25 protein-coding genes are annotated in these 23,699 nt (G+C 65.2%); 16 read left to right on the top strand and 9 right to left on the bottom strand.

Annotated elements, in window-relative coordinates; all coding sequences use genetic code 11:
- Positions 1-765, top strand: coding sequence for a TerB family tellurite resistance protein (locus DM373_RS14780; protein WP_110994277.1), 765 nt, complete (start codon positions 1-3; stop codon positions 763-765).
- A gap of 45 nt (positions 766-810) precedes the next feature.
- Here DM373_RS14780 and DM373_RS14775 read toward each other — a convergent pair whose 3' ends face one another.
- Positions 811-1,812, bottom strand: a complete 1,002-nt coding sequence (locus DM373_RS14775; RefSeq protein WP_110994276.1) for an alpha/beta hydrolase family protein — start codon at positions 1,810-1,812, stop codon at positions 811-813.
- Positions 1,813-1,907: 95 nt separating this feature from the next.
- On the opposite strand from DM373_RS14775, the gene DM373_RS14770 reads away from it, so the two are divergent.
- From DM373_RS14770 to DM373_RS14710, 13 genes are all read left to right on the top strand, one after another.
- Complete coding sequence (locus DM373_RS14770) at positions 1,908-4,307, top strand: PAS domain-containing sensor histidine kinase (RefSeq protein ID WP_110994275.1); 2,400 nt, start codon at positions 1,908-1,910, stop codon at positions 4,305-4,307.
- Positions 4,301-4,933 (top strand): response regulator, encoded by a 633-nt coding sequence (locus DM373_RS14765; RefSeq protein ID WP_172670942.1) that lies wholly within the window; start codon positions 4,301-4,303, stop codon positions 4,931-4,933. The genes DM373_RS14770 and DM373_RS14765 overlap by 7 nt, the downstream gene beginning before the upstream one ends.
- Positions 4,934-5,237: 304 nt before the next feature.
- Positions 5,238-6,350: an ABC transporter ATP-binding protein gene (locus tag DM373_RS14760; protein ID WP_110994274.1), complete on the top strand. Its 1,113-nt coding sequence runs from the start codon at positions 5,238-5,240 to the stop codon at positions 6,348-6,350.
- Positions 6,351-6,390: 40 nt separating this feature from the next.
- On the top strand, positions 6,391-7,425 hold the full coding sequence (locus DM373_RS14755) for an ABC transporter substrate-binding protein (protein WP_110994273.1): 1,035 nt from the start codon (positions 6,391-6,393) through the stop codon (positions 7,423-7,425).
- A gap of 213 nt (positions 7,426-7,638) precedes the next feature.
- The gene (locus tag DM373_RS14750) at positions 7,639-8,886 is read left to right on the top strand and encodes an ABC transporter permease (protein WP_110994272.1); all 1,248 of its coding nucleotides are present in this window, start codon (positions 7,639-7,641) and stop codon (positions 8,884-8,886) included.
- An 11-nt stretch (positions 8,887-8,897) separates the two neighbouring features.
- Positions 8,898-9,725, top strand: coding sequence for an ABC transporter permease (locus DM373_RS14745; protein ID WP_110994271.1), 828 nt, complete (start codon positions 8,898-8,900; stop codon positions 9,723-9,725).
- A 195-nt stretch (positions 9,726-9,920) separates the two neighbouring features.
- The gene (gene rpe / locus DM373_RS14740; RefSeq protein ID WP_110994328.1) at positions 9,921-10,595 is read left to right on the top strand and encodes a ribulose-phosphate 3-epimerase; all 675 of its coding nucleotides are present in this window, start codon (positions 9,921-9,923) and stop codon (positions 10,593-10,595) included.
- A complete protein-coding gene (locus tag DM373_RS14735) occupies positions 10,592-11,410 on the top strand; it encodes a phosphoglycolate phosphatase (protein WP_110994270.1) in 819 nt (272 codons plus the stop codon). Before rpe ends, DM373_RS14735 begins: the two co-directional genes overlap by 4 nt.
- Positions 11,411-11,480: 70 nt before the next feature.
- A complete protein-coding gene (gene trpE, locus DM373_RS14730) occupies positions 11,481-12,962 on the top strand; it encodes an anthranilate synthase component I (protein WP_110994269.1) in 1,482 nt (493 codons plus the stop codon).
- Between the two features lie 75 nt (positions 12,963-13,037).
- Entirely contained in the window at positions 13,038-13,631 is a 594-nt protein-coding gene (locus DM373_RS14725; RefSeq protein WP_110994268.1) for an aminodeoxychorismate/anthranilate synthase component II, read from the top strand.
- 9 nt (positions 13,632-13,640) lie between these two features.
- Positions 13,641-14,690: an anthranilate phosphoribosyltransferase gene (gene trpD, locus DM373_RS14720; protein ID WP_110994267.1), complete on the top strand. Its 1,050-nt coding sequence runs from the start codon at positions 13,641-13,643 to the stop codon at positions 14,688-14,690.
- The gene (gene trpC, locus DM373_RS14715; RefSeq protein ID WP_110994266.1) at positions 14,687-15,520 is read left to right on the top strand and encodes an indole-3-glycerol phosphate synthase TrpC; all 834 of its coding nucleotides are present in this window, start codon (positions 14,687-14,689) and stop codon (positions 15,518-15,520) included. The genes trpD and trpC overlap by 4 nt, the downstream gene beginning before the upstream one ends.
- Positions 15,521-15,667: 147 nt before the next feature.
- A complete protein-coding gene (locus tag DM373_RS14710; protein WP_110994265.1) occupies positions 15,668-16,372 on the top strand; it encodes a lipoate--protein ligase family protein in 705 nt (234 codons plus the stop codon).
- On the opposite strand, the gene crp is transcribed toward DM373_RS14710, so the two are convergent.
- Positions 16,369-17,013 carry a cAMP-activated global transcriptional regulator CRP gene (gene crp, locus DM373_RS14705; protein ID WP_110994327.1) on the bottom strand — a complete coding sequence of 215 codons (645 nt, stop codon included), beginning with the start codon at positions 17,011-17,013 and terminating at the stop codon, positions 16,369-16,371. The two genes, DM373_RS14710 and crp, sit on opposite strands and share 4 nt — an antisense overlap.
- 191 nt (positions 17,014-17,204) lie before the next feature.
- Here crp and DM373_RS14700 point away from each other — a divergent pair, with 191 nt between their 5' ends.
- Positions 17,205-17,627, top strand: coding sequence for an OsmC family protein (locus DM373_RS14700; RefSeq protein ID WP_110994264.1), 423 nt, complete (start codon positions 17,205-17,207; stop codon positions 17,625-17,627).
- Between the two features lie 20 nt (positions 17,628-17,647).
- Here DM373_RS14700 and DM373_RS14695 read toward each other — a convergent pair whose 3' ends face one another.
- The 7 genes from DM373_RS14695 to hemJ all read right to left on the bottom strand — a co-directional run bounded on the left by DM373_RS14695 (position 17,648) and on the right by hemJ (position 22,480).
- Positions 17,648-18,001: a hypothetical protein gene (locus DM373_RS14695; RefSeq protein ID WP_244215078.1), complete on the bottom strand. Its 354-nt coding sequence runs from the start codon at positions 17,999-18,001 to the stop codon at positions 17,648-17,650.
- 74 nt (positions 18,002-18,075) lie between these two features.
- Positions 18,076-19,113: a DUF2157 domain-containing protein gene (locus DM373_RS14690; RefSeq protein WP_110994263.1), complete on the bottom strand. Its 1,038-nt coding sequence runs from the start codon at positions 19,111-19,113 to the stop codon at positions 18,076-18,078.
- A 10-nt stretch (positions 19,114-19,123) separates the two neighbouring features.
- Entirely contained in the window at positions 19,124-19,771 is a 648-nt protein-coding gene (coq7, locus tag DM373_RS14685; protein WP_110994262.1) for a 2-polyprenyl-3-methyl-6-methoxy-1,4-benzoquinone monooxygenase, read from the bottom strand.
- Between the two features lie 65 nt (positions 19,772-19,836).
- Positions 19,837-20,175 carry a histidine triad nucleotide-binding protein gene (locus DM373_RS14680; protein ID WP_011531867.1) on the bottom strand — a complete coding sequence of 113 codons (339 nt, stop codon included), beginning with the start codon at positions 20,173-20,175 and terminating at the stop codon, positions 19,837-19,839.
- A gap of 64 nt (positions 20,176-20,239) precedes the next feature.
- Positions 20,240-21,016 carry an SDR family NAD(P)-dependent oxidoreductase gene (locus DM373_RS14675; RefSeq protein WP_110994261.1) on the bottom strand — a complete coding sequence of 259 codons (777 nt, stop codon included), beginning with the start codon at positions 21,014-21,016 and terminating at the stop codon, positions 20,240-20,242.
- A 51-nt stretch (positions 21,017-21,067) separates the two neighbouring features.
- Positions 21,068-22,024: an NAD(P)H-dependent flavin oxidoreductase gene (locus DM373_RS14670; protein WP_110994260.1), complete on the bottom strand. Its 957-nt coding sequence runs from the start codon at positions 22,022-22,024 to the stop codon at positions 21,068-21,070.
- 30 nt (positions 22,025-22,054) lie between these two features.
- The gene (gene hemJ, locus DM373_RS14665) at positions 22,055-22,480 is read right to left on the bottom strand and encodes a protoporphyrinogen oxidase HemJ (protein ID WP_110994259.1); all 426 of its coding nucleotides are present in this window, start codon (positions 22,478-22,480) and stop codon (positions 22,055-22,057) included.
- Positions 22,481-22,620: 140 nt separating this feature from the next.
- Here hemJ and argC point away from each other — a divergent pair, with 140 nt between their 5' ends.
- Positions 22,621-23,655 carry an N-acetyl-gamma-glutamyl-phosphate reductase gene (gene argC / locus DM373_RS14660; RefSeq protein WP_110994258.1) on the top strand — a complete coding sequence of 345 codons (1,035 nt, stop codon included), beginning with the start codon at positions 22,621-22,623 and terminating at the stop codon, positions 23,653-23,655.
- The last annotated feature ends 44 nt before the right edge of the window (positions 23,656-23,699 follow it).

Genomic DNA, 23,699 nt, shown 5'->3' with positions numbered 1-23,699 from the left:
ATGTGGTGGCCAAGCACAGTGATTGGTGCCGGGGCCGGTTTCGCCATGGCCAGTATCCCCGGGGCGTTGCTCGGGGCGCTGCTGGGCCAGGCCATGGATCGGCGGCTGCGTCTGCAGGGATGGGACGACATGCGCGAGCGCCTGGGCGGGCACCCGGCGCTGCGCGACGAAGAGTTGCTGTTCGTGCTGCTTGGGCGTCTGGCCAAGAGCGATGGCCGGGTTGCCGAGGGGCATATCCAGCAGGCGCGCCAGGAAATGACCCGACTGGACCTGGCGGAGCCCGCGCGGCTGCGGGCGATTGCCGCGTTCAACCGGGGCAAGTCGGGCAAGGGGCGGCTGGGCCATTACCTGCGTCGGATCAAGTTGCAGCCGCATGCCGCCGAGGGCACCTTGCGCGCCTGCTGGCGAATGGTCTGGGCGGATGGCAAGGCCGGCCGGCATGAGCACGATCTGCTGCTGCGGTGGGGCGAGCAACTGGGGCTCAGCCGTCAGCAGGTGCAGGCCCTGGCCAAGGAGTACGAGCCACGGCGCTCGTCCGTCGAAGGCGGTGTGATGACCTATGCCGCCGCCCTGCGGCTGCTTGGGGTGGAGCCGGACACCGAGGCCGACAAAGTCAAGCAGGCCTATCGGCGACTGCTCAGCCGGCACCATCCGGACAAGCTGGTGGGCAGTGGTGCCAGTGAGGCCAAGGTGCGCGAGGCGACCGAGCACACGCGCGAGCTGCACCAGGCCTATGCCCTGATCCGCAAGCGGCGGGGCCTCTAGCAAAGCTATCGCGGGGCAAGTCGCATCGGCGCCCCGCGATGATCGTCACTGTTCCTGCGGTGTCAGCCAGCCGCGAACCCGGCGCAGCAACTGCTCTTGCTCCGCTGCCTTGTTGCCCGGCATGGCCATCAGCGAAATCTGGCGGTACGCGCTGTCCTTCTGCCGCTTGCTGGCCTGCAGGCGCTGCTCGGCGGCCAGGCGGTCCTGGGGCCGCGCGGTGTAGTAGAGGTCGGCGGTCGGCACTTTCAGGGTTGGGGTCAGGCTCAGCAGGTCGTGCTCGACCCGTGCCGGCGTCTGCGCGGCGACCATCACCAGCTTCTGTACCTCTGGCGGCTGCTTCTCGCTGAGGTAGCGCGCCGCCCAGTAGGCGCCGCTGCCGTTGCCCAGCAGCACGATGCTGCGCGCCTGCTGCTGTTGCGCATAGGCCACGGCGGCATCCAGGCGGGCGAAGATGCGCTCGGCATCGGCCTGGTCGGTGTGTTCGTCGGCATTGGCGGCGTCGGTGCTTTCGGCGGTGTCCGTCTCGGCGGCCGTGGCTTGGGCAACGTTGGCGTTGGCGTCTGCGGGGGTATCCTTGGTCGGCGCCGTTTCGCCCGCGTCCTTGGCCGGTTCTGCGGCGGGCTTGGCCTCGGCGCGCGCCTGCGGGCGTTCGGCCAGCAGGTCTGGAAGGCTCACGCTCAGGGTGTGCCAGCCGACATCGGGGAAACCGCGGCGCAACGGCCCGACCGTGGTCGGCCAGTCGGCGCTTTCGCCGGCACCGGGGACGATGATCACCGCACCTTTCGGGTCGCTGTCGTTGGCTGGCTTCCACAGCGCCAGGAAGTGTTCACCGTTGGCCTGCAGGGTTTGCTGCTCGGCCTTGGGCACCTGGCGCTCGAGGGCCAGGGCATCGTCCTGGCTGCGTTCGGCCAGTGCCGGGCGCACTGCGGGGGCAGGGGCGGCCTCGGCGGCTGCAGCGGGTTTTTCGGCATCGGCCGCTTGCGCGCCGAGGGGCAGGAGCGAGGCCAGGCAGAACATGGCCAGCGTCGTGCGATAGAGTGTGAGCATGGATCGGTCCAAGGCCATAAAGTTAACGGCAGCCTAATAGTATTTGTCCGCGACGGCCACGTCAGGTGGCCGTCCTTGCCAAGACGAGCGTAGAGATGAAGCGAGTGCGTTGCCTGTGGGTTATCGGCTGGTTGTGTCTACCCTTGATCGCTTTGGCGCGCCCGGAGGCGCCGCCTTCGGTAGTGCTGGAGCCCGCCCAGCAACACTGGCTGGAGGCGCATCGCAGCCTGCGGGTCGGCCTGGTACTGCAAGCGCCCTATGCCCAGTTCGACCGGCGTTTGCAGCAGTTCTACGGGGCCAACGTCGAGCTGGTCAGCGCGCTGGCCCAGGCCCTCAGGCTCGACCTGACCTGGCGCGGTTTCACCGATGAAGCGGCCCTGGAGCACGCGTTGCAAGCTGGTGAGATCGATTTCGCCCCAGGCCTGACCCAGACCCCCGCCAGCCTGCGCAACTGGTTGTTCAGCGACCCGTACATGCGCGTGCCGCAACTGGTGGTGGGCCTGCGCAGCGGTGCGGTGGCGGTGGACCTGGAGAAGCTCGGCGCCAACGACCGAGTGGCGGTGCGCATGCCATCCAGGCTCGCCGACTACCTGCGCGGCAACTACGGCAACCTCAACCTGCAGGGCGTGCCCAACGAGCGTGAGGCCCTGCAACTGGTGCTGGGCGGGCAGGCCGGTTTTGCCGTGCTGGACGAGGCGCAGCTCAGTCGCCTGTCCCGCGAGAGTGAGTTTGGCGAACTGGCCGTGGTCGGTGACATCGGCCTGCCGCAATTGCTGCGGGTAGGTTCGCGGCGCGACTGGCCGCTGTTGGCCGACGTCCTTGAGCGTGGGCTGCAGGCCATGCCGGCCAAGGACCTCGAGCAGATCCACCAACGCTGGCTGCAACCGAAATACCCGCGCTTCTCCGAATCGCCCGGCTTCTGGCAGAACCTCGCCTTGCTGTTCGGGCTGTTGCTGTTGTGCGCCCTGGCCACGCTGGTGTGGCAGCGTCGCCAACAGCGGGGGCTGGAGCGCGGCTTGCTGGCGGCACGCGAGAGCCTGGCCGAGCGCCAGACCCGCGAGCAGGCGTTGCGCCTGAGCCAGTTTTCCATCGACCAGAGCACCGTCGGGATTCTGTGGGTCAACTGGGACAGCCACGTGCGCTACGCCAACCATGCCGCCGAACGCATGCTCGGTTTCGCCGAGAACGCCTTGCTAGAGCGCCCGCTGATCGATATCGAGCCCACCTTGGCCATGGACCGCTGGCTGGCGCTGTGGAAGCGCGCGCGTGGCGGCGAAGGCGAGTTGCAGTTCGAGAGCCAGTGCCGCTGCGCCGACGGCAGCTTGTTGCCGGTCGACCTGTCGTTGTCGTTCCTGCGCTTTCGCGATGCCGAATACCTGGTGGTGTTCCTCACCGATGTCACCGAACGCCGCCGGGCATTGGCCGCCCTGCGCGAAAGCGAAGCGCGGCTCAAGGGGATTGCCGGCAACGTGCCGGGGCTGGTGTTCCGCCTGGAGCGCGATGCCGCCGAAGGCGAGTTGGAGTTCCCCTACATCAGTGAAGGCAGCGAAGCGCTGGTCGGTTACACCCCAGCGGCGATCCAGCACCCTGACATGGGCCTGCGCAACCTGGTACACCCGCAGGACCGCGCCGACTATCACCGGGTCCAGGACATGGCCCTGGCCACTGACCAGGACTGGTCGTGGCAAGGCCGCATTCTCACCCGCCAGGGCGAGCAGCGCTGGGCCGACATCAAGGCCACCACCCGGCGCCTGGCCGATGGCCGAGTGGTGTGGGACGGGGTGGTCTGGGACATCACCCAGGGCAAGCAGGCCGAGTTGGCGCTGGCCGGGTCCCAGGAGCAACTGCGCGAGTTGTCGGCGCACCTGGAGAGCGTGCGCGAAGAAGAGAAGGCGCGGATTGCCCGCGAGGTGCACGACGAACTGGGGCAGATGCTGACGGTGCTCAAGCTTGAGGTGTCGATGTGCGAGCTGGCGTTCGCCGAGCTGGACCCTGCCCTCAACGAGCGCCTGGCCAGCATGAAACGCCTGATCGCCCAGTTGTTCCAGCTGGTACGCGACGTGGCCACGGCCCTGCGCCCGCCGATCCTCGACGCCGGCATCGCCTCGGCCATCGAGTGGCAGGCGCGGCGTTTCGAAGCGCGCACGCAGATACCCTGCCTGGTGCAGGTGCCGGACAATCTGCCACCCTTGAGTGATGCCAAGGCCATCGGCCTGTTCCGTATCCTGCAGGAGGCGCTGACCAACGTCATGCGCCATGCCCGGGCGCACACGGTGCAGATCGAACTGGTGCACGAGGCCGGGCAGTTGCGCATGACCGTGATCGATGACGGCGTGGGGTTTGCCATGGAGGCGGCGCGGCCGACTTCGTTCGGCCTGGTGGGCGTGCGTGAGCGGGTACTGATGCTCGGAGGCAGCATGAGCCTGGACAGCGAGCCGGGCGAGGGCACCAGCCTGAGCGTGGCGATTCCTTTGAAGCAGGAGAAACAATCGTGATTCGAGTGCTGGTGGCGGAAGACCACACCATCGTCCGGGAGGGCATCAAGCAGTTGATCGGCCTGGCCAAGGACATGCAGGTGGCGGGCGAGGCGGGCAATGGCGAGCAGTTGCTCGAGACCTTGCGCCACACGCCCTGCGAGGTGGTGCTGCTGGATATCTCCATGCCAGGGGTGAACGGCCTGGAGGCGATCCCGCGGATCCGCGCGCTGAACAACCCGCCGGCGATCCTGATGCTGTCGATGCATGACGAAGCGCAGATGGCGGCGCGGGCGCTCAAGGCCGGTGCGGCGGGCTATGCGACCAAGGACAGCGACCCGGCGCTGCTGCTCACGGCCATCCGCCGGGTGGCCGGGGGCGGGCGTTACATCGACCCGGCCCTGGCCGACCGCATGGTGTTCGAGGTGGGCCTGACCGAAACCCGGCCGCTGCACACGCTGCTGTCGGAGCGCGAGTTCTCGGTGTTCGAGCGCCTGGCCCAGGGGGCCAACGTCAATGACATCGCCCTGCAGCTGGCGCTGTCGAGCAAGACCATCAGCACCCACAAGGCGCGGCTGATGCAGAAGCTCAAGGTCAACTCGCTGGCGGAGCTGGTGAAGTACGCCATGGAGCACAAGCTGGTGTGAGTGTTCTGGTTGCGACAGGTAGAGCAGCGGCCTGGCGCATATTCCTGTGGGAGCGGGTTTACCCGCGAATGGGCCTGGCCTGCGGATCTCGGTGGTTGCACTGGTCTCTTCGCGGGTAAACCCGCTCCCACAGGCTTGGCATGGACACTGATTGGCATTCCAAACGCGCCATCCTTGTAGGGCGTTCCCTACAGCAAGTCTTCCATCCGGATGATGGCATTCTCTCAGCACCCCCGATTTCCGGGCGTTTGCGCCTCTTCTACTCTTTTGCCTACGCAGTCATTCCAACAAGAAGGTGCAGGGCATGAGCGAGGCGAATTCGAACGAGACGCTGGTCAGCTTCCGTGGTGTGCAGAAGAGCTACGACGGCGAATCGCTGATCGTCAAAGACCTCAACCTGGACATTCGCAAGGGTGAGTTCCTGACCCTGCTCGGCCCTTCCGGTTCGGGCAAGACCACCAGCCTGATGATGCTGGCCGGCTTCGAAACCCCTACCGCCGGCGAGATCCAGCTGGCCGGGCGCTCGATCAACAACGTGCCGCCGCACAAGCGCGACATCGGCATGGTGTTCCAGAACTACGCGCTGTTCCCGCACATGACCGTGGCCGAGAACCTGGCCTTCCCGCTGACCGTGCGCAACCTGAGCAAGACCGACGTCAGCGAACGGGTCAAGCGCGTGCTCAACATGGTCCAGCTCGATGCCTTCGCCAAGCGCTACCCGGGGCAGCTGTCCGGTGGCCAGCAGCAGCGCGTGGCGCTGGCCCGGGCATTGGTGTTCGAACCCCAGCTGGTGCTGATGGACGAACCGCTCGGCGCCCTGGACAAGCAACTGCGCGAACACATGCAGATGGAGATCAAGCACATCCACCAGCGCCTGGGCGTGACCGTGGTGTACGTGACCCATGACCAGGGCGAGGCGCTGACCATGTCCGACCGGGTGGCGGTGTTCCATCAGGGCGAGATCCAGCAGATCGCCGACCCGCGCACCCTCTACGAAGAACCCTGCAACACCTTCGTCGCCAACTTCATCGGTGAGAACAACCGTATCAACGGCACGCTGCTGGCCAGCGATGGCAAGCGTTGCCAGGTGCAACTGGGCCGTGGCGAGCGGGTCGAGGCGCTGGCGGTCAACGTCGGCCAGGCCGGCGAGCCGGTCACCCTGTCGATCCGCCCCGAGCGCGTGCGCCTCAACGGCCACAGCGAAAGTTGCGTCAATCGCTTCTCCGGCCGGGTGGCCGAGTTCATCTACCTGGGCGACCACGTGCGGGTGCGCCTGGAGGTCTGCGGCAAGGCCGACTTCTTCGTGAAGCAGCCGATTGCCGAACTCGACCCGGCCCTGGCCGTGGGCGACGTGGTACCGCTGGGCTGGGAGGTGGAGCACGCCCGCGCGCTCGATCCGATTGCACAAGCCCACTGATCGATTGCTTCACCAACCCTGTACTGTGGAGAGAATAATAATGCGCAAGCAGTTGAAACTGACCGCCCTGGCCCTGGGGTTGTTCGCCGCCGGCCAGGCCATGGCGGCCGACCTCACCGTGATTTCTTTCGGGGGCGCCAACAAGGCCGCCCAGACCAAGGCGTTCTACGAGCCATGGGAGAAGGCGGGCAAGGGCAAGATCGTCGCCGGCGAGTACAACGGCGAGATGGCCAAGATCAAGGCCATGGTCGACACCAAGAGCGTGAGCTGGAACCTGGTGGAGGTGGAGTCGCCAGAGCTGGCCCGCGGTTGCGACGAGGGCATGTTCGAGGAGCTCGACCCGGCGTTGTTCGGCAATGAAGGCGACTATGTGCCGGGCGCCATCCAGCCCTGCGGCGTGGGCTTCTTCGTGTGGTCCACGGTCATGGCCTACAACGCCGACAAACTCAAGACCGCCCCCACCAGCTGGGCTGATTTCTGGGACACCAAGCAGTTCCCGGGCAAGCGCGGCCTGCGCAAGGGCGCCAAGTACACCCTCGAATTCGCCCTGATGGCCGACGGTGTCGCGCCGAAGGAAGTCTACAAAGTGCTGGCCACCAAGGAGGGCCAGGACCGCGCCTTCAAGAAGCTCGACGAGCTCAAACCGAGCATCCAGTGGTGGGAAGCCGGTGCCCAGCCGCCGCAGTACCTGGCCTCGGGTGACGTGGTCATGAGCTCGGCCTACAACGGCCGCATCGCCGCTGTGCAGAAAGAGAGCAACCTCAAGGTGGTGTGGAACGGCGGCATCTACGACTTCGACGCCTGGGCCATCCCGAAAGGTGCCAAGGATGCCGAAGAGGCGAAGAAATTCATCGCCTACAGCGTCCAGCCCGAGCAGCAGAAGATCTACTCCGAGAACATCGCCTACGGCCCGGCCAACAGCAAAGCCGTGAGCCTGCTGTCGGACGCGGTGAAGAAAGACATGCCGACCACGCCTGAGAACATTGCCAACCAGGTGCAGATCGACGTGGCCTTCTGGGCCGACAACAGCGAGCAGCTGGAGCAACGCTTCAACGCCTGGGCGGCGAAGAAGTAGGGGCACGGTCCCTGAGCCCTGTAGGAGCGGCCTCGTGCCGCGAAAGGGCCGCGAAGCGGCCCCAGGTTCTCAGCCGTGATGCACAAGATGCTGGGGCTGCGTTGCAGCCCTTTCGCGGCACAAGGCCGCTCCTACAGTTAGCGCGTCAAGCCTGAGGTCGCCGCTGTCCTTTTGAAGCGGCCTCAATGTTTCCCTGTTTTCCCGGAGTTCGCCATGGCCATTGCAGTGCCCCTCAACGAAGGCGCAGGTAAAAGCCTCAAACAGCGCCTCAAGCATGCCGAGCGGGTCAACCGCTGGAAGGCCCAGGCATTGATTGCGCCGCTGGCGCTGTTCCTTCTGCTGGTGTTTCTGGTGCCGATTGCCGCGCTCTTGTACAAGAGCGTCGGCAACCCCGAAGTGGTCGCGGGCCTGCCGCGCACCGTCGAGGCCGTGGCGCAGTGGGACGGCAAGAGCCTGCCCGGCGAGGAGGCCTACAAGGCCCTGAGCCAGGACCTGGCCGAATCACGCAAGAACCAGACACTGGGCGATCTGTCCAAACGCCTGAACATGGAGCTGGCCGGCTACCGCAGCCTGCTGGCCAAGACTGCGCGGGCCCTGCCGTTCAAGGCGGAGCCTGCTTCTTATAAAGATGCCTTGCAGACGCTGGACGAGCGCTGGGGCGACCCGGCCTACTGGCAGGCGATCCGCCGCAACACCAGCAGCGTCACGCCGTTCTACCTGCTGGCGGCGCTCGATCACCGCATCGACGACCTCGGTGAGCTGGCCAAGGCCACGCCAGACCAGGCCATCTACCTCGACATCTTTGCCCGCACCCTGTGGATGGGCGTGGTGATCACCGCCATCTGCCTGGTGCTGGCCTATCCGCTGGCCTACCTGCTGGCCAACCTGCCTACCCGGCAGAGCAACCTGCTGATGATCCTGGTGCTGCTGCCGTTCTGGACCTCGATCCTGGTGCGGGTGGCGGCGTGGATCGTGCTGCTGCAGTCGGGCGGGCTGATCAACAGCGCGCTGATGGCCATGGGCATCATCGACCAGCCGCTGGAACTGGTGTTCAACCGCACTGGCGTGTACATCTCGATGGTGCACATCCTGCTGCCGTTCATGATCCTGCCGCTGTACAGCGTGATGAAGGGTATCTCGCCCAGCTACATGCGTGCGGCGATCTCGCTGGGCTGCCACCCGTTCGCCAGCTTCTGGCGGGTGTACTTCCCGCAGACCTACGCCGGCGTCGGTGCCGGTTGCCTGTTGGTGTTCATCATCTCGATCGGCTACTACATCACCCCGGCACTGCTGGGCAGCCCGAACGACCAGATGGTCAGCTACTTCGTCGCCTTCTACACCAACACCAGCATCAACTGGGGCATGGCCACCGCGCTGGGCGGGTTGCTGCTGCTGGCCACCGTGGTGCTGTACCTGATCTATAGCTGGCTGGTCGGCGCCAGCCGCCTGCGCCTGAGCTGAGGAGCCTTGTCATGCTGAGCCCCTACATGTCGCCCGTGGAGCGGGTGTGGTTCTACACCTTGCGCATTCTCTGCGGGTTGGTACTGCTGTTCCTGGTGCTGCCGGTGCTGGTGATCGTGCCGCTGTCGTTCAACAGCGGGAGTTTCCTGGTGTACCCGCTGCAGGGCTTCTCGCTGCACTGGTACCAGGACTTCTTCGCCTCGGCCGAATGGATGCGTTCGCTGAAGAACAGCATCATCGTCGCCCCGGCGGCGACGGTGCTGGCCATGGTGTTCGGCACCCTGGCCTCGATCGGCCTGACCCGCGGCGACTTCCCCGGCAAGTCGCTGGTGATGGCGCTGGTGATCTCGCCGATGGTGGTGCCGGTGGTGATCATCGGTGTGGCGAGTTACTTGTTCTTTGCCCCGCTGGGGATGGGCAACAGCTTCATCTCGCTGATCCTGGTGCATGCGGTACTGGGTGTTCCCTTCGTGATCATCACCGTGTCGGCCACGTTGCAGGGCTTCAACTACAACCTGGTGCGTGCGGCAGCCAGCCTTGGCGCCTCGCCGTTGCTGACCTTCCGTCGGGTGACCCTGCCGCTGATTGCGCCGGGGGGCATTTCCGGGGCGCTGTTCGCCTTCGCCACCTCGTTCGATGAGGTGGTGGTGACCCTGTTCCTTGCCGGGCCCGAGCAGGCCACCCTGCCGCGGCAGATGTTCAGCGGCATCCGCGAGAACCTGAGTCCGACCATCGCGGCGGCGGCGACCCTGCTGATCGCGTTTTCGGTGGTGTTGCTGCTGACTCTGGAGTGGTTGCGTGGGCGTAGCGAGAAGCTGAGGACCCAGCAGCCGGGCTGATATTCGGATGCTTGTACCGGCCTCTTCGCGGGTGAACCCGCTCCCACAGGTTATGTGCAGCTCTCGAGATCTGCGCGATCCCTGTGGGAGCGGGTTTACCCGCGAAGGGCCGGCACAGGATTGATACCAATCAGCCTTGATCCGCTTCCCTGGGTTACAATGCGCGCCACCGTGATTCTGCCCAACAGGTGCGCCATGCAGCCCTACGCTATTGCCCCCTCCATTCTTTCCGCCGATTTCGCCCGCCTGGGCGAGGACGTCGACAAGGTTCTGGCCGCCGGGGCCGACATCGTCCACTTCGATGTCATGGACAACCACTACGTACCCAACCTGACCATCGGCCCGATGGTCTGCACCGCGCTGCGCAAGTACGGCGTGACCGCGCCGATCGACGTGCACCTGATGGTGAGCCCGGTCGATCGCATCATCGGCGATTTCATCGAAGCCGGCGCCACCTACATCACCTTCCACCCGGAAGCCACCCAGCACATCGACCGTTCGCTGCAGCTGATCCGCGACGGCGGCTGCAAGGCCGGCCTGGTGTTCAACCCGGCCACCAGCCTGGATGCGCTGAAGTACGTGATGGACAAGGTCGACATGGTCCTGCTGATGAGCGTCAACCCAGGCTTCGGCGGGCAGAAGTTCATCCCCGGTACCCTCGACAAGCTGCGTGAGGCCCGGGCACTGATCGACGCCAGCGGCCGCGATATCCGCCTGGAGATCGATGGCGGCGTCAACGTCAACAATATCCGCGAAATCGCCGCAGCCGGCGCCGACACCTTCGTTGCCGGTTCGGCGATCTTCAACGCCCCGGACTATCAGGAAGTGATCGCCAAGATGCGTGCCGAAATGGCGCTGGCACGCGCATGAGCGGCTTCGAGCAGCTGTTCCCGGGGACGCTGCCCAGGCTGGTGATGTTCGATCTGGATGGCACCCTGATCGATTCGGTCCCCGACCTGGCCGCAGCCGTCGACCGCATGCTGCTCGAACTCGGGCGCGAGCCCGCCGGGCTCGACGCCGTGCGTCACTGGGTGGGCAACGGCGCCCAGGTGCTGGTGCGCCGGGCGCTGGCCGGTGGCCTGGACCACGACAGCGTGGACGATGCCCTGGCCGAGCGCGCGCTGGCGCTGTTCATGGAGGCCTACGCCGACAGCCATGAACTGACCGTCGTCTACCCCGGTGTGCGCGACACCCTGCGCTGGCTGAGCAAGCAGGGCGTGGAGATGGCGCTGATCACCAACAAGCCCGAGCGCTTCGTTGCCCCGTTGCTCGACCAGATGAAGATCGGGCGCTACTTCCGCTGGATCATCGGCGGCGACACCCTGCCACAGAAAAAACCCGACCCGGCGGCGCTGCTGTTCGTGATGAAGATGGCCGGTGTGGCGCCTGCGCAGTCGCTGTTCATCGGCGATTCGCGCAGCGACGTGCTGGCGGCGAAAGCGGCCGGGGTGCAGTGTGTCGGCCTGAGCTATGGCTACAACCATGGCCGCCCCATCGACGAGGAGTCTCCCAGCCTGGTGATCAGCGACCTGCGCCTGCTGCTGCCTGGTTGCTTAGTCACCGACACTGGGATAACGTTGGCGGACCTTCAAGCCCCGCACAGCAGAGACAACGACGTGGTGGTTACTGGCAAATTCTGGATGAAAGTCATCAAGGCTCTGGCCCGCTGGCGCTGGCGCGCCTGACTTATGCCCGCCGGCGCCTGCCGGCCCGTCCGCTTGCCTGACCCCATTGCTGCTTGCCACGAGGCTACACATGACCCGCGAAGAATTCCTGCGCCTGGCCGCTGCCGGCTATAACCGCATCCCCCTGGCCCGCGAAACCCTGGCCGACTTCGATACCCCCCTGTCGATCTACCTCAAACTGGCCGACCAGCCCAACTCGTACCTGCTCGAATCCGTGCAGGGCGGCGAGAAGTGGGGCCGTTATTCGATGATCGGCCTGCCGTCGCGCACCGTCATGCGTGTACATGGCTACCACGTGAGCATCCTGCAGGATGGCGTGGAAGTGGAAAGCCATGAGGTCGAAGACCCGCTGGCCTTCGTCGAAACCTTCAAGGATCGCTACAAGGTCGCCGACATTCCGGGCCTGCCGCGTTTCAACGGCGGCCTGGTCGGCTACTTCGGCTACGACTGCGTGCGTTATGTGGAAAAACGCCTGGGCGCTTGCCCGAACCCGGACCCGCTGGGGGTGCCGGACATCCTGCTGATGGTCTCCGACGCCGTGGTGGTGTTCGACAACCTGGCGGGCAAGATGCACGCCATCGTGCTGGTCGACCCCAGCGACGAGCAGGCCTTCGAGCAAGGCCAGGCCCGTCTCGAGGGCCTGCTGGAGAAGCTCCGCCAGCCGATCACCCCGCGCCGCGGTCTTGACCTCGATGGCCCGATGGCCGCCGAGCCGGCGTTCCGCTCCAGTTTCACCCAGGGTGACTACGAACGCGCGGTGGACACCGTCAAGGAGTACATCCTCGCCGGCGACTGCATGCAGGTGGTGCCGTCGCAGCGCATGTCCATCGATTTTGCGGCCGCGCCGATCGACCTCTACCGTGCTCTGCGCTGCTTCAACCCGACGCCCTACATGTACTTCTTCAACTTCGGCGACTTCCATGTCGTGGGCAGTTCGCCGGAAGTGCTGGTGCGGGTCGAGGACAACCTGGTCACGGTACGCCCGATCGCCGGTACCCGCCCGCGCGGCGCCACCGAAGAGGCCGACCGCGCCCTGGAAGACGACCTGCTGTCGGATGACAAGGAAATCGCCGAGCACCTGATGCTGATCGACCTGGGCCGCAACGACGTGGGGCGTGTGTCGTCCACTGGCAGCGTGCGCCTGACCGAGAAGATGGTGATCGAGCGCTATTCGAACGTGATGCACATCGTCTCCAATGTCACCGGCCAACTGGCCGAGGGGCTGACGGCAATGGATGCGCTGCGGGCGATCCTGCCGGCGGGCACCCTGTCGGGGGCGCCGAAGATCCGCGCCATGGAGATCATCGATGAGCTGGAACCGGTCAAGCGCGGTGTCTACGGCGGCGCCGTGGGCTACTTCGCCTGGAACGGCAACATGGATACCGCCATCGCCATCCGCACTGCGGTGATCAAGGACGGCGAGCTGCATGTGCAGGCCGGCGGCGGCATCGTCGCCGACTCGGTGCCGGCACTGGAGTGGGAAGAAACCATCAACAAGCGTCGGGCGATGTTCCGCGCGGTGGCCCTCGCCGAGCAGACCAGCAAACGCTGAGCAGGCCGTGGTCCATGAACCCGGTGGGCCGCCACGCGCCCCCGGAGTCCCCCGTATTCAAGAGGTTCGTTCCAGATGCTACTGATGATCGACAACTACGACTCCTTCACCTACAACGTCGTGCAGTACCTCGGCGAGCTGGGTGCCGAGGTCAAGGTCATCCGCAATGACGAGATGACCATCGCCCAGATCGAAGCCCTCAACCCCGAGCGCATCGTGGTTTCCCCCGGCCCCTGCACCCCGAGCGAAGCCGGTGTGTCCATCGAGGCCATCCTGCACTTCGCCGGCAAGCTGCCGATTCTGGGCGTCTGCCTTGGCCATCAATCGATCGGGCAGGCCTTCGGCGGTGACGTGGTACGTGCCCGCCAGGTGATGCATGGCAAGACCAGCCCGGTGGTGCACCGTGACCTGGGCGTGTTCGCCGGCCTCAACAACCCGCTGACCGTCACCCGTTACCACTCGCTGGTGGTCAAGCGCGAGACGCTGCCGGACTGCCTGGAAGTGACCGCCTGGACCGCCCACGCCGATGGCTCGGTCGACGAGATCATGGGCCTGCGCCACAAGACACTGAATATCGAAGGGGTGCAGTTCCACCCCGAGTCCATCCTGACCGAGCAGGGCCACGAGCTGTTCGCCAATTTCCTCAAGCAGACCGGCGGCCGCCGCTAAGGACCGAGCATGGATATCAAGACTGCGTTGAGCCGTATCGTCGGCCACCTGGACCTGAGCACCGAAGAAATGCGCGAGGTCATGCGCCAGATCATGACCGGCCAGTGCAGCGAGGCGCAGATCGGCGCCTTCCTGATGGGCATGCGCATGAAGAGCGAAAGCATCGACGAGATCGTCGGCGCGGTGTCGGTGATGCGCGAGCTGGCCGACAAGGTCGAGCTCAAGAGCCTCGACGGCGTGGTCGACATCGTTGGCACCGGCGGCGATGGCGCGAACATTTTCAACGTTTCCACCGCGTCGTCGTTCGTCCTTGCGGCCGCCGGCTGCCCGGTGGCCAAGCACGGCAACCGCGCGGTGTCCGGCAAGAGCGGCAGCGCTGACCTGCTGGAAGCCGCCGGTATCTACCTGAACCTCACCCCGGTGCAGGTCGCCCGCTGCATCGACAGCCTGGGGATCGGTTTCATGTTCGCCCAGAGCCACCACAAGGCCATGAAGTATGCCGCCGGCCCGCGTCGCGAGCTGGGGCTGCGTACCCTGTTCAACATGCTCGGCCCGCTTACGAATCCGGCCGGGGTGAAGCATCAGGTGGTCGGGGTGTTCAACCAGGCGCTGTGCCGCCCGCTGGCCGAAGTGCTGCAGCGCCTTGGCAGCAAGCATGTGCTGGTGGTGCACTCCAAGGATGGCCTGGACGAGTTCAGCCTGGCGGCGCCCACCTTCGTGGCCGAACTGAAGAATGACCAGATCAGCGAGTATTGGGTCGAGCCCGAAGACCTCGGCATGAAGAGCCAGAGCCTGCACGGCCTGGCGGTCGATGGCCCGCAGGCGTCGCTGGACTTGATCCGTGACGCATTGGGCCGGCGCAAGACCGAGAACGGCCAGAAGGCCGCCGAAATGATCGTGCTCAATGCCGGTGCGGCGCTGTACGCCGCCGATCACGCCATGACCCTGGCCCAGGGCGTGGAACTGGCCCACGACGTGCTGCACACCGGGCTGGCCTGGGAAAAGCTGCAGGAGCTGGGCGCCTTTACCGCGGTATTCAAAGTGGAGAACGAAGCATGAGCGTGCCGACGGTGCTGGAAAGGATCATCGCCCGCAAGTTCCAGGAAGTGGCCGAGCGCAGCGCGCGGGTCAGCCTCGCCGAACTGGAGCGCCTGGCCAAGGCGGCTGACGCCCCGCGTGGCTTCGCCAATGCCTTGATCGAACAGGCCAAGCGCAAGCAGCCGGCGGTGATCGCCGAGATCAAGAAAGCTTCGCCAAGCAAGGGTGTGATTCGCGAGCATTTCGTGCCGGCCGACATCGCGGTCAGCTATGAAAAAGGCGGGGCGACCTGCCTGTCGGTGCTGACCGACGTGGATTACTTCCAGGGTGCCGATGAGTACCTGCAGCAAGCCCGCGCCGCAGTGTCGCTGCCGGTGATCCGCAAGGACTTCATGGTCGATCCGTACCAGATCGTCGAAGCCCGCGCTTTGGGTGCCGACTGCGTGCTGCTGATCGTCTCGGCGCTGGATGACGTGAAGATGGCCGAGTTGGCCGCCACGGCCAAGGACGTCGGCCTCGACGTGTTGGTCGAAGTGCACGACGGCGATGAGCTGGAGCGCGCGCTGAAGACCCTCGATACCCCGCTGGTCGGCGTCAACAACCGTAACCTGCACACCTTCGAGGTCAGCCTGGAGACCACGCTCGACCTGCTGCCACGCATCCCCCGCGATCGCCTGGCCATCACCGAGAGTGGCATCCTCAATCGGGCCGATGTCGAGTTGATGGCAATCAACGAGGTGTATTCGTTCCTGGTCGGCGAGGCGTTCATGCGCGCCGAGCAGCCGGGGCTGGAACTGCAACGGCTGTTCTTCCCTGACCAGGTGAAGAAGACTGTTCAGGCCCTGGACTGATCGAATCGAAGCCGGCCTTTGTTGCCGGCTTTTTTGTGTCTGTATTCGAGGGCCTCATCGCGGGGCAATCCCGCTCCCACGGGTGACAAGGTGGGAGCGGGCTTGCCCCGCGATGAGGCCGGTAGAGTTTTCATCGAAGGTGGATCAATGACCGATCAACCCCTGGCCCTGACCGTCGAACAGGGCCTGCACGCCGAGCAGGAATTGCTGGCCGCCGTGTGCCGTGGCGAGCGTGACGCTGGCGTGCTGTTCTGGCGCCCCACCGACCATGCGCTGGTGATGCCACGCCGGATGAGTCGGCTGGATAACTTCGAAGCCGCCTGCGCCGAGTTGGCGATCGCCGGCTGGCCGGTATTGCTGCGCGAAACGGGTGGTGAGCCTGTGCCGCAGTCGCATTCAACCGTGAACGTGGCGCTGGTCTACGTCGCTCCGCGCAGCGAAGGCGATCACGGACGCATCGAGAATGCCTACGAGCGACTGTGCCTGCCGCTGTGCGATGTACTGCGCGAGTGGGGTGGGGTGGCGTCGGTGGGGGAAATCGATGGCGCCTTCTGCGATGGCCGCTACAACGTCAACCTGAACGGCCGCAAACTGGTCGGCACGGCCCAGCGCTGGCGCCAGGGCCTGGGCGGCAAGCGCCCGGTGGTGTTGGTGCACGGCGCACTGCTGCTGGACAACGAGCGCGAATCGATGGTGGCGGCGGTCAATCGTTTCAATGAATGTTGCGAGCTTGAACAGCGTTGCCGGGCCGACAGCCATATCGCCTTGCATGAAGTGGCGCCGCAGGCGCCCTGGTTCGAGCGCCTTTCCCTGGCCTATGCCGAGGTCATTGCCGGGCTGCCGAAGGATTAGCGGGTGCCGTAGACCACCATGGTCTTGCCCTTCACCTGCACCAGGCTGCGCTCCTCGAGATCCTTGAGGACGCGGCCGACCATTTCCCGCGAACAGCCGACGATGCGACCGATTTCCTGGCGGGTAATCTTGATCTGCATGCCGTCGGGGTGGGTCATGGCGTCTGGCTGCCTGCACAGTTCGAGCAGGCAGCGGGCAACCCGGCCGGTCACGTCGAAGAAGGCCAGGTCACCGACCTTGCGCGTGGTGTTGCGTAGCCGCTGAGCCATTTGCGCGCCGAGGGCGTAGAGAATCTCCGGGTCCTGGCGGCCCAGCTCGCGGAATTTGTCGTAGCTGATCTCGGCCACTTCGCATTCGGTCTTGGCCCGCACCCAGGCGCTGCGCTGATGCTCCTGGCCGGCGGGCTCGAACAGGCCCAGCTCACCAAAGAAGTCACCGTTGTTGAGGTAGGCGATGATCATCTCGTGGCCGTCGTCGTCCTCGATCAGGATGGTCACCGAGCCTTTGATGATGAACGAGAGGGTCTCGGCCCGGTCGCCCGCGCAGATGATGTTGCTTTTGGCGGCGTAGCGACGGCGCTGGCAGTGCACCAGCAGCTTTTCGATGTTCTTGATCTTGGGCGCAAGGGCTGAGGAGACCATCACGAAATCCTGTTCGATGTGAGGCATTGGCTTTTTATTGAGGCTGCCTGGCGTGATGCGCCAGTCATTTGGCGCCAGCTTATCAGACACGTCTCCATGTATCGGCATTAAAGCGCTGCGCCTTGAGCTTTTCCGACAGCGTCACAAGGTCTAAGCTGGCACCCTTTTTACGAGATCGGGAGTCCGGATAGATGAAGGCACGCATCCAGTGGGCGGGTGAAGCAATGTTCCTCGGCGAGTCGGGGAGTGGCCATGTCGTGGTCATGGACGGCCCGCCCGAAGCCGGAGGCCGCAACCTTGGCGTGCGCCCGATGGAAATGCTGCTGTTGGGGCTGGGCGGATGCAGCAGCTTCGACGTGGTCAGCATCCTCAAGAAGTCGCGCCAGGCGGTGGAGAGCTGCGAAGCGTTCCTGGAAGCCGAGCGCGCCAGCGAGGACCCCAAGGTGTTCACCAAGATCCACATGAACTTCGTGGTCAAAGGGCGTGGGCTGAAAGAGGCACAGGTCAAGCGCGCGGTGGAGCTGTCGGCCGAAAAGTATTGCTCTGCATCGATCATGCTCGAGCGTGCCGGGGTGGAAATCACTCACGGTTACGAGATTGTCGAACTCGCGTGACGGGCAATGGCGCCTGGCAGTCAGGCGCTTTGCAGATTCAGCCGCTCAGCGGCCAGTAGCCAGGCGACGCCCGGCGCTAGCGCGAGCAGCAATAACGGGATGTTGAACAGCAGTAGCCCAAGTATTTCGCTGGTGCTCCAGGTACTGCCGAAACTTTGGGCAAACAGCATGCACTGCAGCAGTGCCGTGGCCACGGCGGCCAGCCCGAACAGGGCGATGAGCGCACGACGCTTGCGGCAATTGCAAGCCGGCAGCAGGAACAGCAGCAGCCCGGGCACAGTGAACAGCAGCATCTCGGTCACACTGTTGCTGTCGGGCTCGCCGAGGTCGGGCAGTTCCAGGCTGAAGGCGGTTTGCCTGATGGCGGCTGTCATCAGGCAGACAAACACATACGCAACCGGTATCAGCCCGAGGCTTTGCAGCAACCGCGCCGTGATCAGTCGAAACTTCAACGGCGCAACGCCGGCAGCAACCGCAACAGGCGCTCGGGTAGCCTGGCTCGCAGCTGTGCACTCAAGGCTTCCCGTCGTTTCTGGTACAGCAGGCCCAGGCCGATGACGCCAAGGCCGATCAGGGTGACCACCAGCGGGAACAGCAGCGAGTCGGCAAATACCTCGTAGGACAGATAGCCGAGGTAGGCCGCCACGCCCATCGCCCCGAACACCATGAATACCGGCCGGCGCAGCAACACGGCCAGCCCCATCAGCCCCAGGTTGATCAGGCAATACAGTGCCTTGCCCAGTTCGCTGGCGCTGTCCATCGACGTCAGCCCGCCCCAGAACGCCAGCAGGCCGGCGAGGTAGCCCCAGCCAGCGTAGTCCTGGCGGGTGCGGCCATCGATGCCTACGAATACCACCAGCACGGCCAGGCCGAACCACACAGAGACCGTGCGGCGCTGCTCCCAGCTGAACACATCGCCATACACCCACTCGGTCAGGTCCATGGACATGAACCACAGCGCAAGCGCGATCGGCATGACGATGAACGGGAAGGGCACCAGGCGCAGCATCAGCAGGCCGGCTACCACGGTTGCGGCCTCCATGGCCAGCCAGCCGCCCTGCACATAGGTGTAGTACTGGTGATAGTCACCCTGGGCATCGTCCAGCGGCCACCAGCCCGCCAGCCGCTCCACGGCGAACACTGCCAGTGGCACGATACTCACCGCGACGGCCGCCAGCACGCCGGCGGCGATGGGCTGCCCGCGGCGTTGCAGTGACAGGGCGAACAGGGTGAGCGTGGCGATGTAGAGCAGGGCGATGGCCAGCAGTGCACTGTCGCCGATCCGCATCCAGGCTTCGGTGAGCAGCCAGCCCATCGCCCCCATGATCAGCAGGGCGCCGAAGTAGAAGGCGACGTGGGCCAGTTGGAAGCTGCCGCGGCTTTGCGGCTGCTGGCGAAGGAAGTCCAGCAGTGCGCGGTCCTGGCCCGGTTGCAGTACACCGGCGTCCACCGCGCGTGCCAGGTCCTTGGCGTCGAAGCGTTCCATGCGCTGTGCCTCAGATGCGATAGGTGCTCTTGGTCATGACCTTGGCCATCAGGCTCATGCCGAATCGGATGGGCGCCGGGAAGCGATAGCCGCCAGCTTCCAGCGCGGATTCGGCGTGGTGCTCTTCGTCGACGCGCATCTGTTCAAGGATCGCGCGGGATTTGCCATCGCTCTCGGGGATCTGTTCAAGGTGCTCGTCCAGGTGTTTGCACACCTGATGCTCGGTGGCGGCGACGAAACCCAGGCTGACCTTGTCGCTGACCAGGCCGGCGAGTGCGCCGATGCCGAAGGACATGCCGTAGAACAACGGGTTGAGCACGCTGGGGTGGCTGTTGAGCTGGCGAATACGCTGCTCGCACCAGGCCAGGTGGTCGATTTCTTCTTCTGCCGCATGCTCCATGGCCTTGCGCACCTGGGGCAGCTTGGCGGTCAGGGCCTGGCCCTGGTAGAGCGCCTGGGCGCAGACTTCACCGGTGTGATTGATACGCATCAGGCCGGCGACGTGGCGGCTCTGCTGCTCGTCGAGCTCGGCGTCGGGCTGGATGATCGCCGGTGACGGGCGCGAAGGTTGGCCGCTGAAGGGGAGCAGGGTGCGCATGGCGGTATCGGCCTGCAGCAACAAGCGGTCGAGCGGCGAGTAGTGACGTTCGGTAGCCATCGGGCACCTCCACTAGAGTGTGCCCGACAGTTTACCGCAATCGGCTGGAGGGGGCTTGCCCTGGATCAGCCCGGTGGCCAGTGCATCTGGCGCTGGCCAAGCACGTGCATATGGATGTGGTAGACGGTCTGGCCGCCTTTGGGGTTGCAGTTCATGACGACGCGGAAGCCTTCCTCGCAGCCTTGCTCGACGGCCAGGCGCTGGGCGGTGAAGAGGATGTGCCCGGCCAGGGCTTTGTCTTCTTCGGTCAGGTCGTTGAGGGTGCGGATGTGTTTTTTCGGGATGACCAGGAAATGGACCGGCGCCGCGGGGGCGATATCCTTGAAGGCCAGAATCTGGTCATCTTCGTAGATGATATCCGCCGGGATTTCCCGGTTGATGATTTTGAGGAATAGATCGTCCACAGCACTTGCTCCATGGTGAGTGTCCGGGCCGAGTGTACTGAGCCCGCTGCCACTCGCCCAGTGCTTATTCCATGCCGACCGGGCAGTAGCGACGGTGGATCACGCCGGCCAGCTTGCGTGCCAACCAGCGCGGCAACAGGCGCGGGGCAAAGGCCAGCCAGCGGTTACGGCGGCCGGGGATGATCCGCGCGCGGTTCTTGTCCAGGGCGCGTACGGTGTACAGCGCGATCTCCTCGGGGCTCGGGCTGTTGTCGTCGAGGCGGGGAATGCGCCGGCGCGACGAACGAACCGGCCCGGGGCACAACACCGAGACTTTGATCCCGGTGCGCCCGAGCTCTTCGCGCAAGGCTTCGCTGAAGCTGAGCACATAGGCCTTGCTGGCGGCGTAGGCGGCCATCCAGGGGCCGGGCGCGACCCCGGCCAGGCCTGCGACATTGAGGATCTGCCCGCCACCCTGCACGGCCATCAGGTTGCCGATGGCATGGCACAGGCGGCTCAGGGCCAGGATATTGACCTCCAGCAGGTCCTGCTCATCGGCCCATTCATGGGCAAGGAAGGGCCCGTAGGTGCGTTGGCCTGCGCAGTTGACCAGCAGGTCGATGCGCCGCTCGCCTTCCTCCAGCTCAAGCACGAACCCCGACAGGCGCAGGGGCTGGCTGAGGTCGCAGGCGCGGAACAGCACTTCCACGCCAAAACGCTGGGTCAGTTCGATGGCCACCGGCTCCAGCGTCTCGCGCTGGCGTGCCACCAGGATCAGATTGCGCCCGCGCCGCGCCAGGGCCTCCGCCAGGGCCAGGCCCAGGCCGGTGGAAGCGCCGGTAATCATGGCGTAACGGGTCATGCAAGGCTCCTGGGGCGTAAGGGGCGCCTAGTTTACAGCCTGGTTGGTTTGCTACAAGGCGTTGCTGCGTAGCTGTTGGGCGCGATCCAGGGCGCCCTGGTATTCGCCGTGCAGGCGTTCGATCAGGGCTGCGGCGCTGGGCAGGTCGTTGATCTCGCCGACGCCCTGGCCAGCGGACCAGACGGTCTTCCAGGCCTTGGCTTCCTCGTCCAGCGGCTTGAGCTTGCCGGCCTCATGGCTGCTGGTGAGCGCCGCCAGGTCGTAACCGGCCTGGTCCAGGCTTTGTCGCAGAAAACTGGCCGGGATGCCGGATACTGCTGGCGTGTGGATGATATCGGCGGCGGTTGCGCCGAGGATCATCTGTTTATAGGCGTCCTGTGCCTGGCTCTCACGGGTGGCGATGAAGCGTGTGCCCATGTAGCCCAGGTCTGCCCCCAGCAATTGCGCCGCGAGCAGTTCGTGGCCGTGGTTGAGGCAGCCTGCCAGCAGCAGGGTCTTGTCGAAGAACTGGCGGATCTCGGCGATCAGGGCGAACGGGCTCCAGGTGCCGGCATGGCCACCAGCGCCGGCGGCCACGGCGATCAGCCCATCGACACCGGCCTCTGCCGCCTTCTGCGCATGGCGCCGGGTGGTCACGTCATGGAACACCAGGCCGCCGTAGCCGTGCACTGCATCCACCACCTCCTTCACTGCGCCGAGGCTGGTGATGACGATGGGCACGCGATGCTCGACGCACAGGGCCAGGTCGGCCTGCAGGCGCGGGTTGCTCGGGTGGACGATCAGGTTGACTGCATAGGGTGCTGGCGCCTGCAACTGAGCCAGGCCTGCCTCGATCTCCTCCAGCCAGGCCTTGAAGCCTGCGCTGTCGCGCTGGTTGAGCGCAGGGAAGCTGCCCACCACACCGCTGGCGCAACAGGCCAGCACCAGTTGCGGGTTGGAAATCAGGAACATCGGCGCGGCCACCAGTGGCAGGCGCAGCCGCTGTTGCAGCAAGGCGGGCAGGGACATGGCGAAACTCCTGTGCAGGGCGGCTTATCGTCAGAACGGTTTGACCACCACCAGAATTACGATCCCCAGCAGGATCAGTACCGGCGCCTCGTTGAACCAGCGGTAGTACACGTGGCTGCGGGTATTGGTGCCGGCGGCGAAGCGCTTGCGCTGGGCGCCGCAGATATGATGGTAGGCGGTCAGCAGCACCACCAGGGTCAACTTGGCGTGCAGCCAACCCTGGCTCAGCCAGCCGGGGTTGAGGTAGAGCATCCAGCCGCCGAACACATAGGTGGCGATCATTGCCGGGTTCATGATGCCCCGGTACAGCTTGCGCTCCATGGTGATGAAGCGGTCGAGGCTGATGCTGTCCTGGCTCTGGGCGTGGTAGACGAACAGGCGTGGCAGGTAGAACAGGCCGGCGAACCAGCAAACCACGCTGACGATGTGCAGCGCCTTGATCCATAGATAGAGCATGTGCGGTTCCTTCAGGTTTTCACGGTCGTGCGAATAGTAGTGGGCAAGCGCCGAAGGGTCATGGGAATAGTTGTTACAGGCCTGCCGGGCCCCTATTATCGTGCGCTTTCCAGTGGGCTCGTTGATAAGGGGCAAGCGTTATGATCAAGGTCGGTATCGTCGGCGGCACGGGTTACACCGGTGTCGAACTGCTGCGTCTGCTGGCGCAGCATCCACAGGCCGAAGTGGCGGTCATCACTTCGCGCTCCGAAGCGGGCGTGGCGGTTGCCGACATGTACCCCAACTTGCGCGGCCACTACGACGGGCTGTGTTTCAGCGTGCCGGACAGCAAGGCGCTGGGCGCCTGTGATGTGGTGTTCTTCGCCACCCCGCACGGTGTGGCCCACGCCCTGGCCGGCGAGCTGCTGGCGGCAGGCACCAAGGTCATCGACCTGTCCGCCGACTTCCGCCTGCAGGACGCCGTGGAGTGGGGCAAGTGGTACGGCCAGCCGCACGGCGCGCCTGAACTGCTCAAGGACGCGGTCTACGGCCTGCCTGAAGTGAACCGCGAGAAGATCCGCCAGGCGCGCCTGATCGCCGTGCCCGGTTGCTATCCGACCGCTACCCAGCTGGGCTTCCTGCCGTTGCTGGAAGCTGGCCTGGCCGACCCTTCGCGTCTGATCGCCGACTGCAAGTCCGGCGTCAGTGGTGCAGGCCGTGGTGCCGCGGTAGGTTCGCTGTTCTGTGAGGCCGGCGAAAGCATGAAAGCCTATGCGGTCAAAGGGCACCGCCATCTGCCGGAGATCAGCCAAGGCCTGCGTCTGGCCGCGGGCAAGGACATCGGCCTGACCTTCGTGCCCCACCTGACCCCGATGATCCGTGGCATTCACGCCACCCTTTATGCCAACGTCGTTGATACCTCGGTCGATTTGCAGGCGCTGTTCGAAAAGCGCTACGCCAACGAACCGTTCGTCGACGTGATGCCGGCCGGCAGCCACCCGGAGACCCGCAGCGTGCGCGGCGCCAACGTCTGCCGTATCGCCGTGCACCGGCCACAGGGTGGCGACCTGGTGGTGGTGCTGTCGGTGATCGACAACCTGGTCAAGGGCGCGTCCGGCCAGGCGGTGCAGAACCTGAATATCCTGTTCGGCCTGGACGAGCGCATGGGCCTGTCCCATGCCGGCCTGTTGCCGTAAGCCTGCACTGTGGCAAAGGGCCCGCCATGTGCGGGCCTTTTTCA

The organism is Pseudomonas sichuanensis (assembly GCF_003231305.1).
Classification (GTDB): domain Bacteria; phylum Pseudomonadota; class Gammaproteobacteria; order Pseudomonadales; family Pseudomonadaceae; genus Aquipseudomonas; species Aquipseudomonas sichuanensis.
Note: the sequence above shows the minus strand (reverse complement) of the source record. Positions and strands in the feature narration are given on the sequence as shown.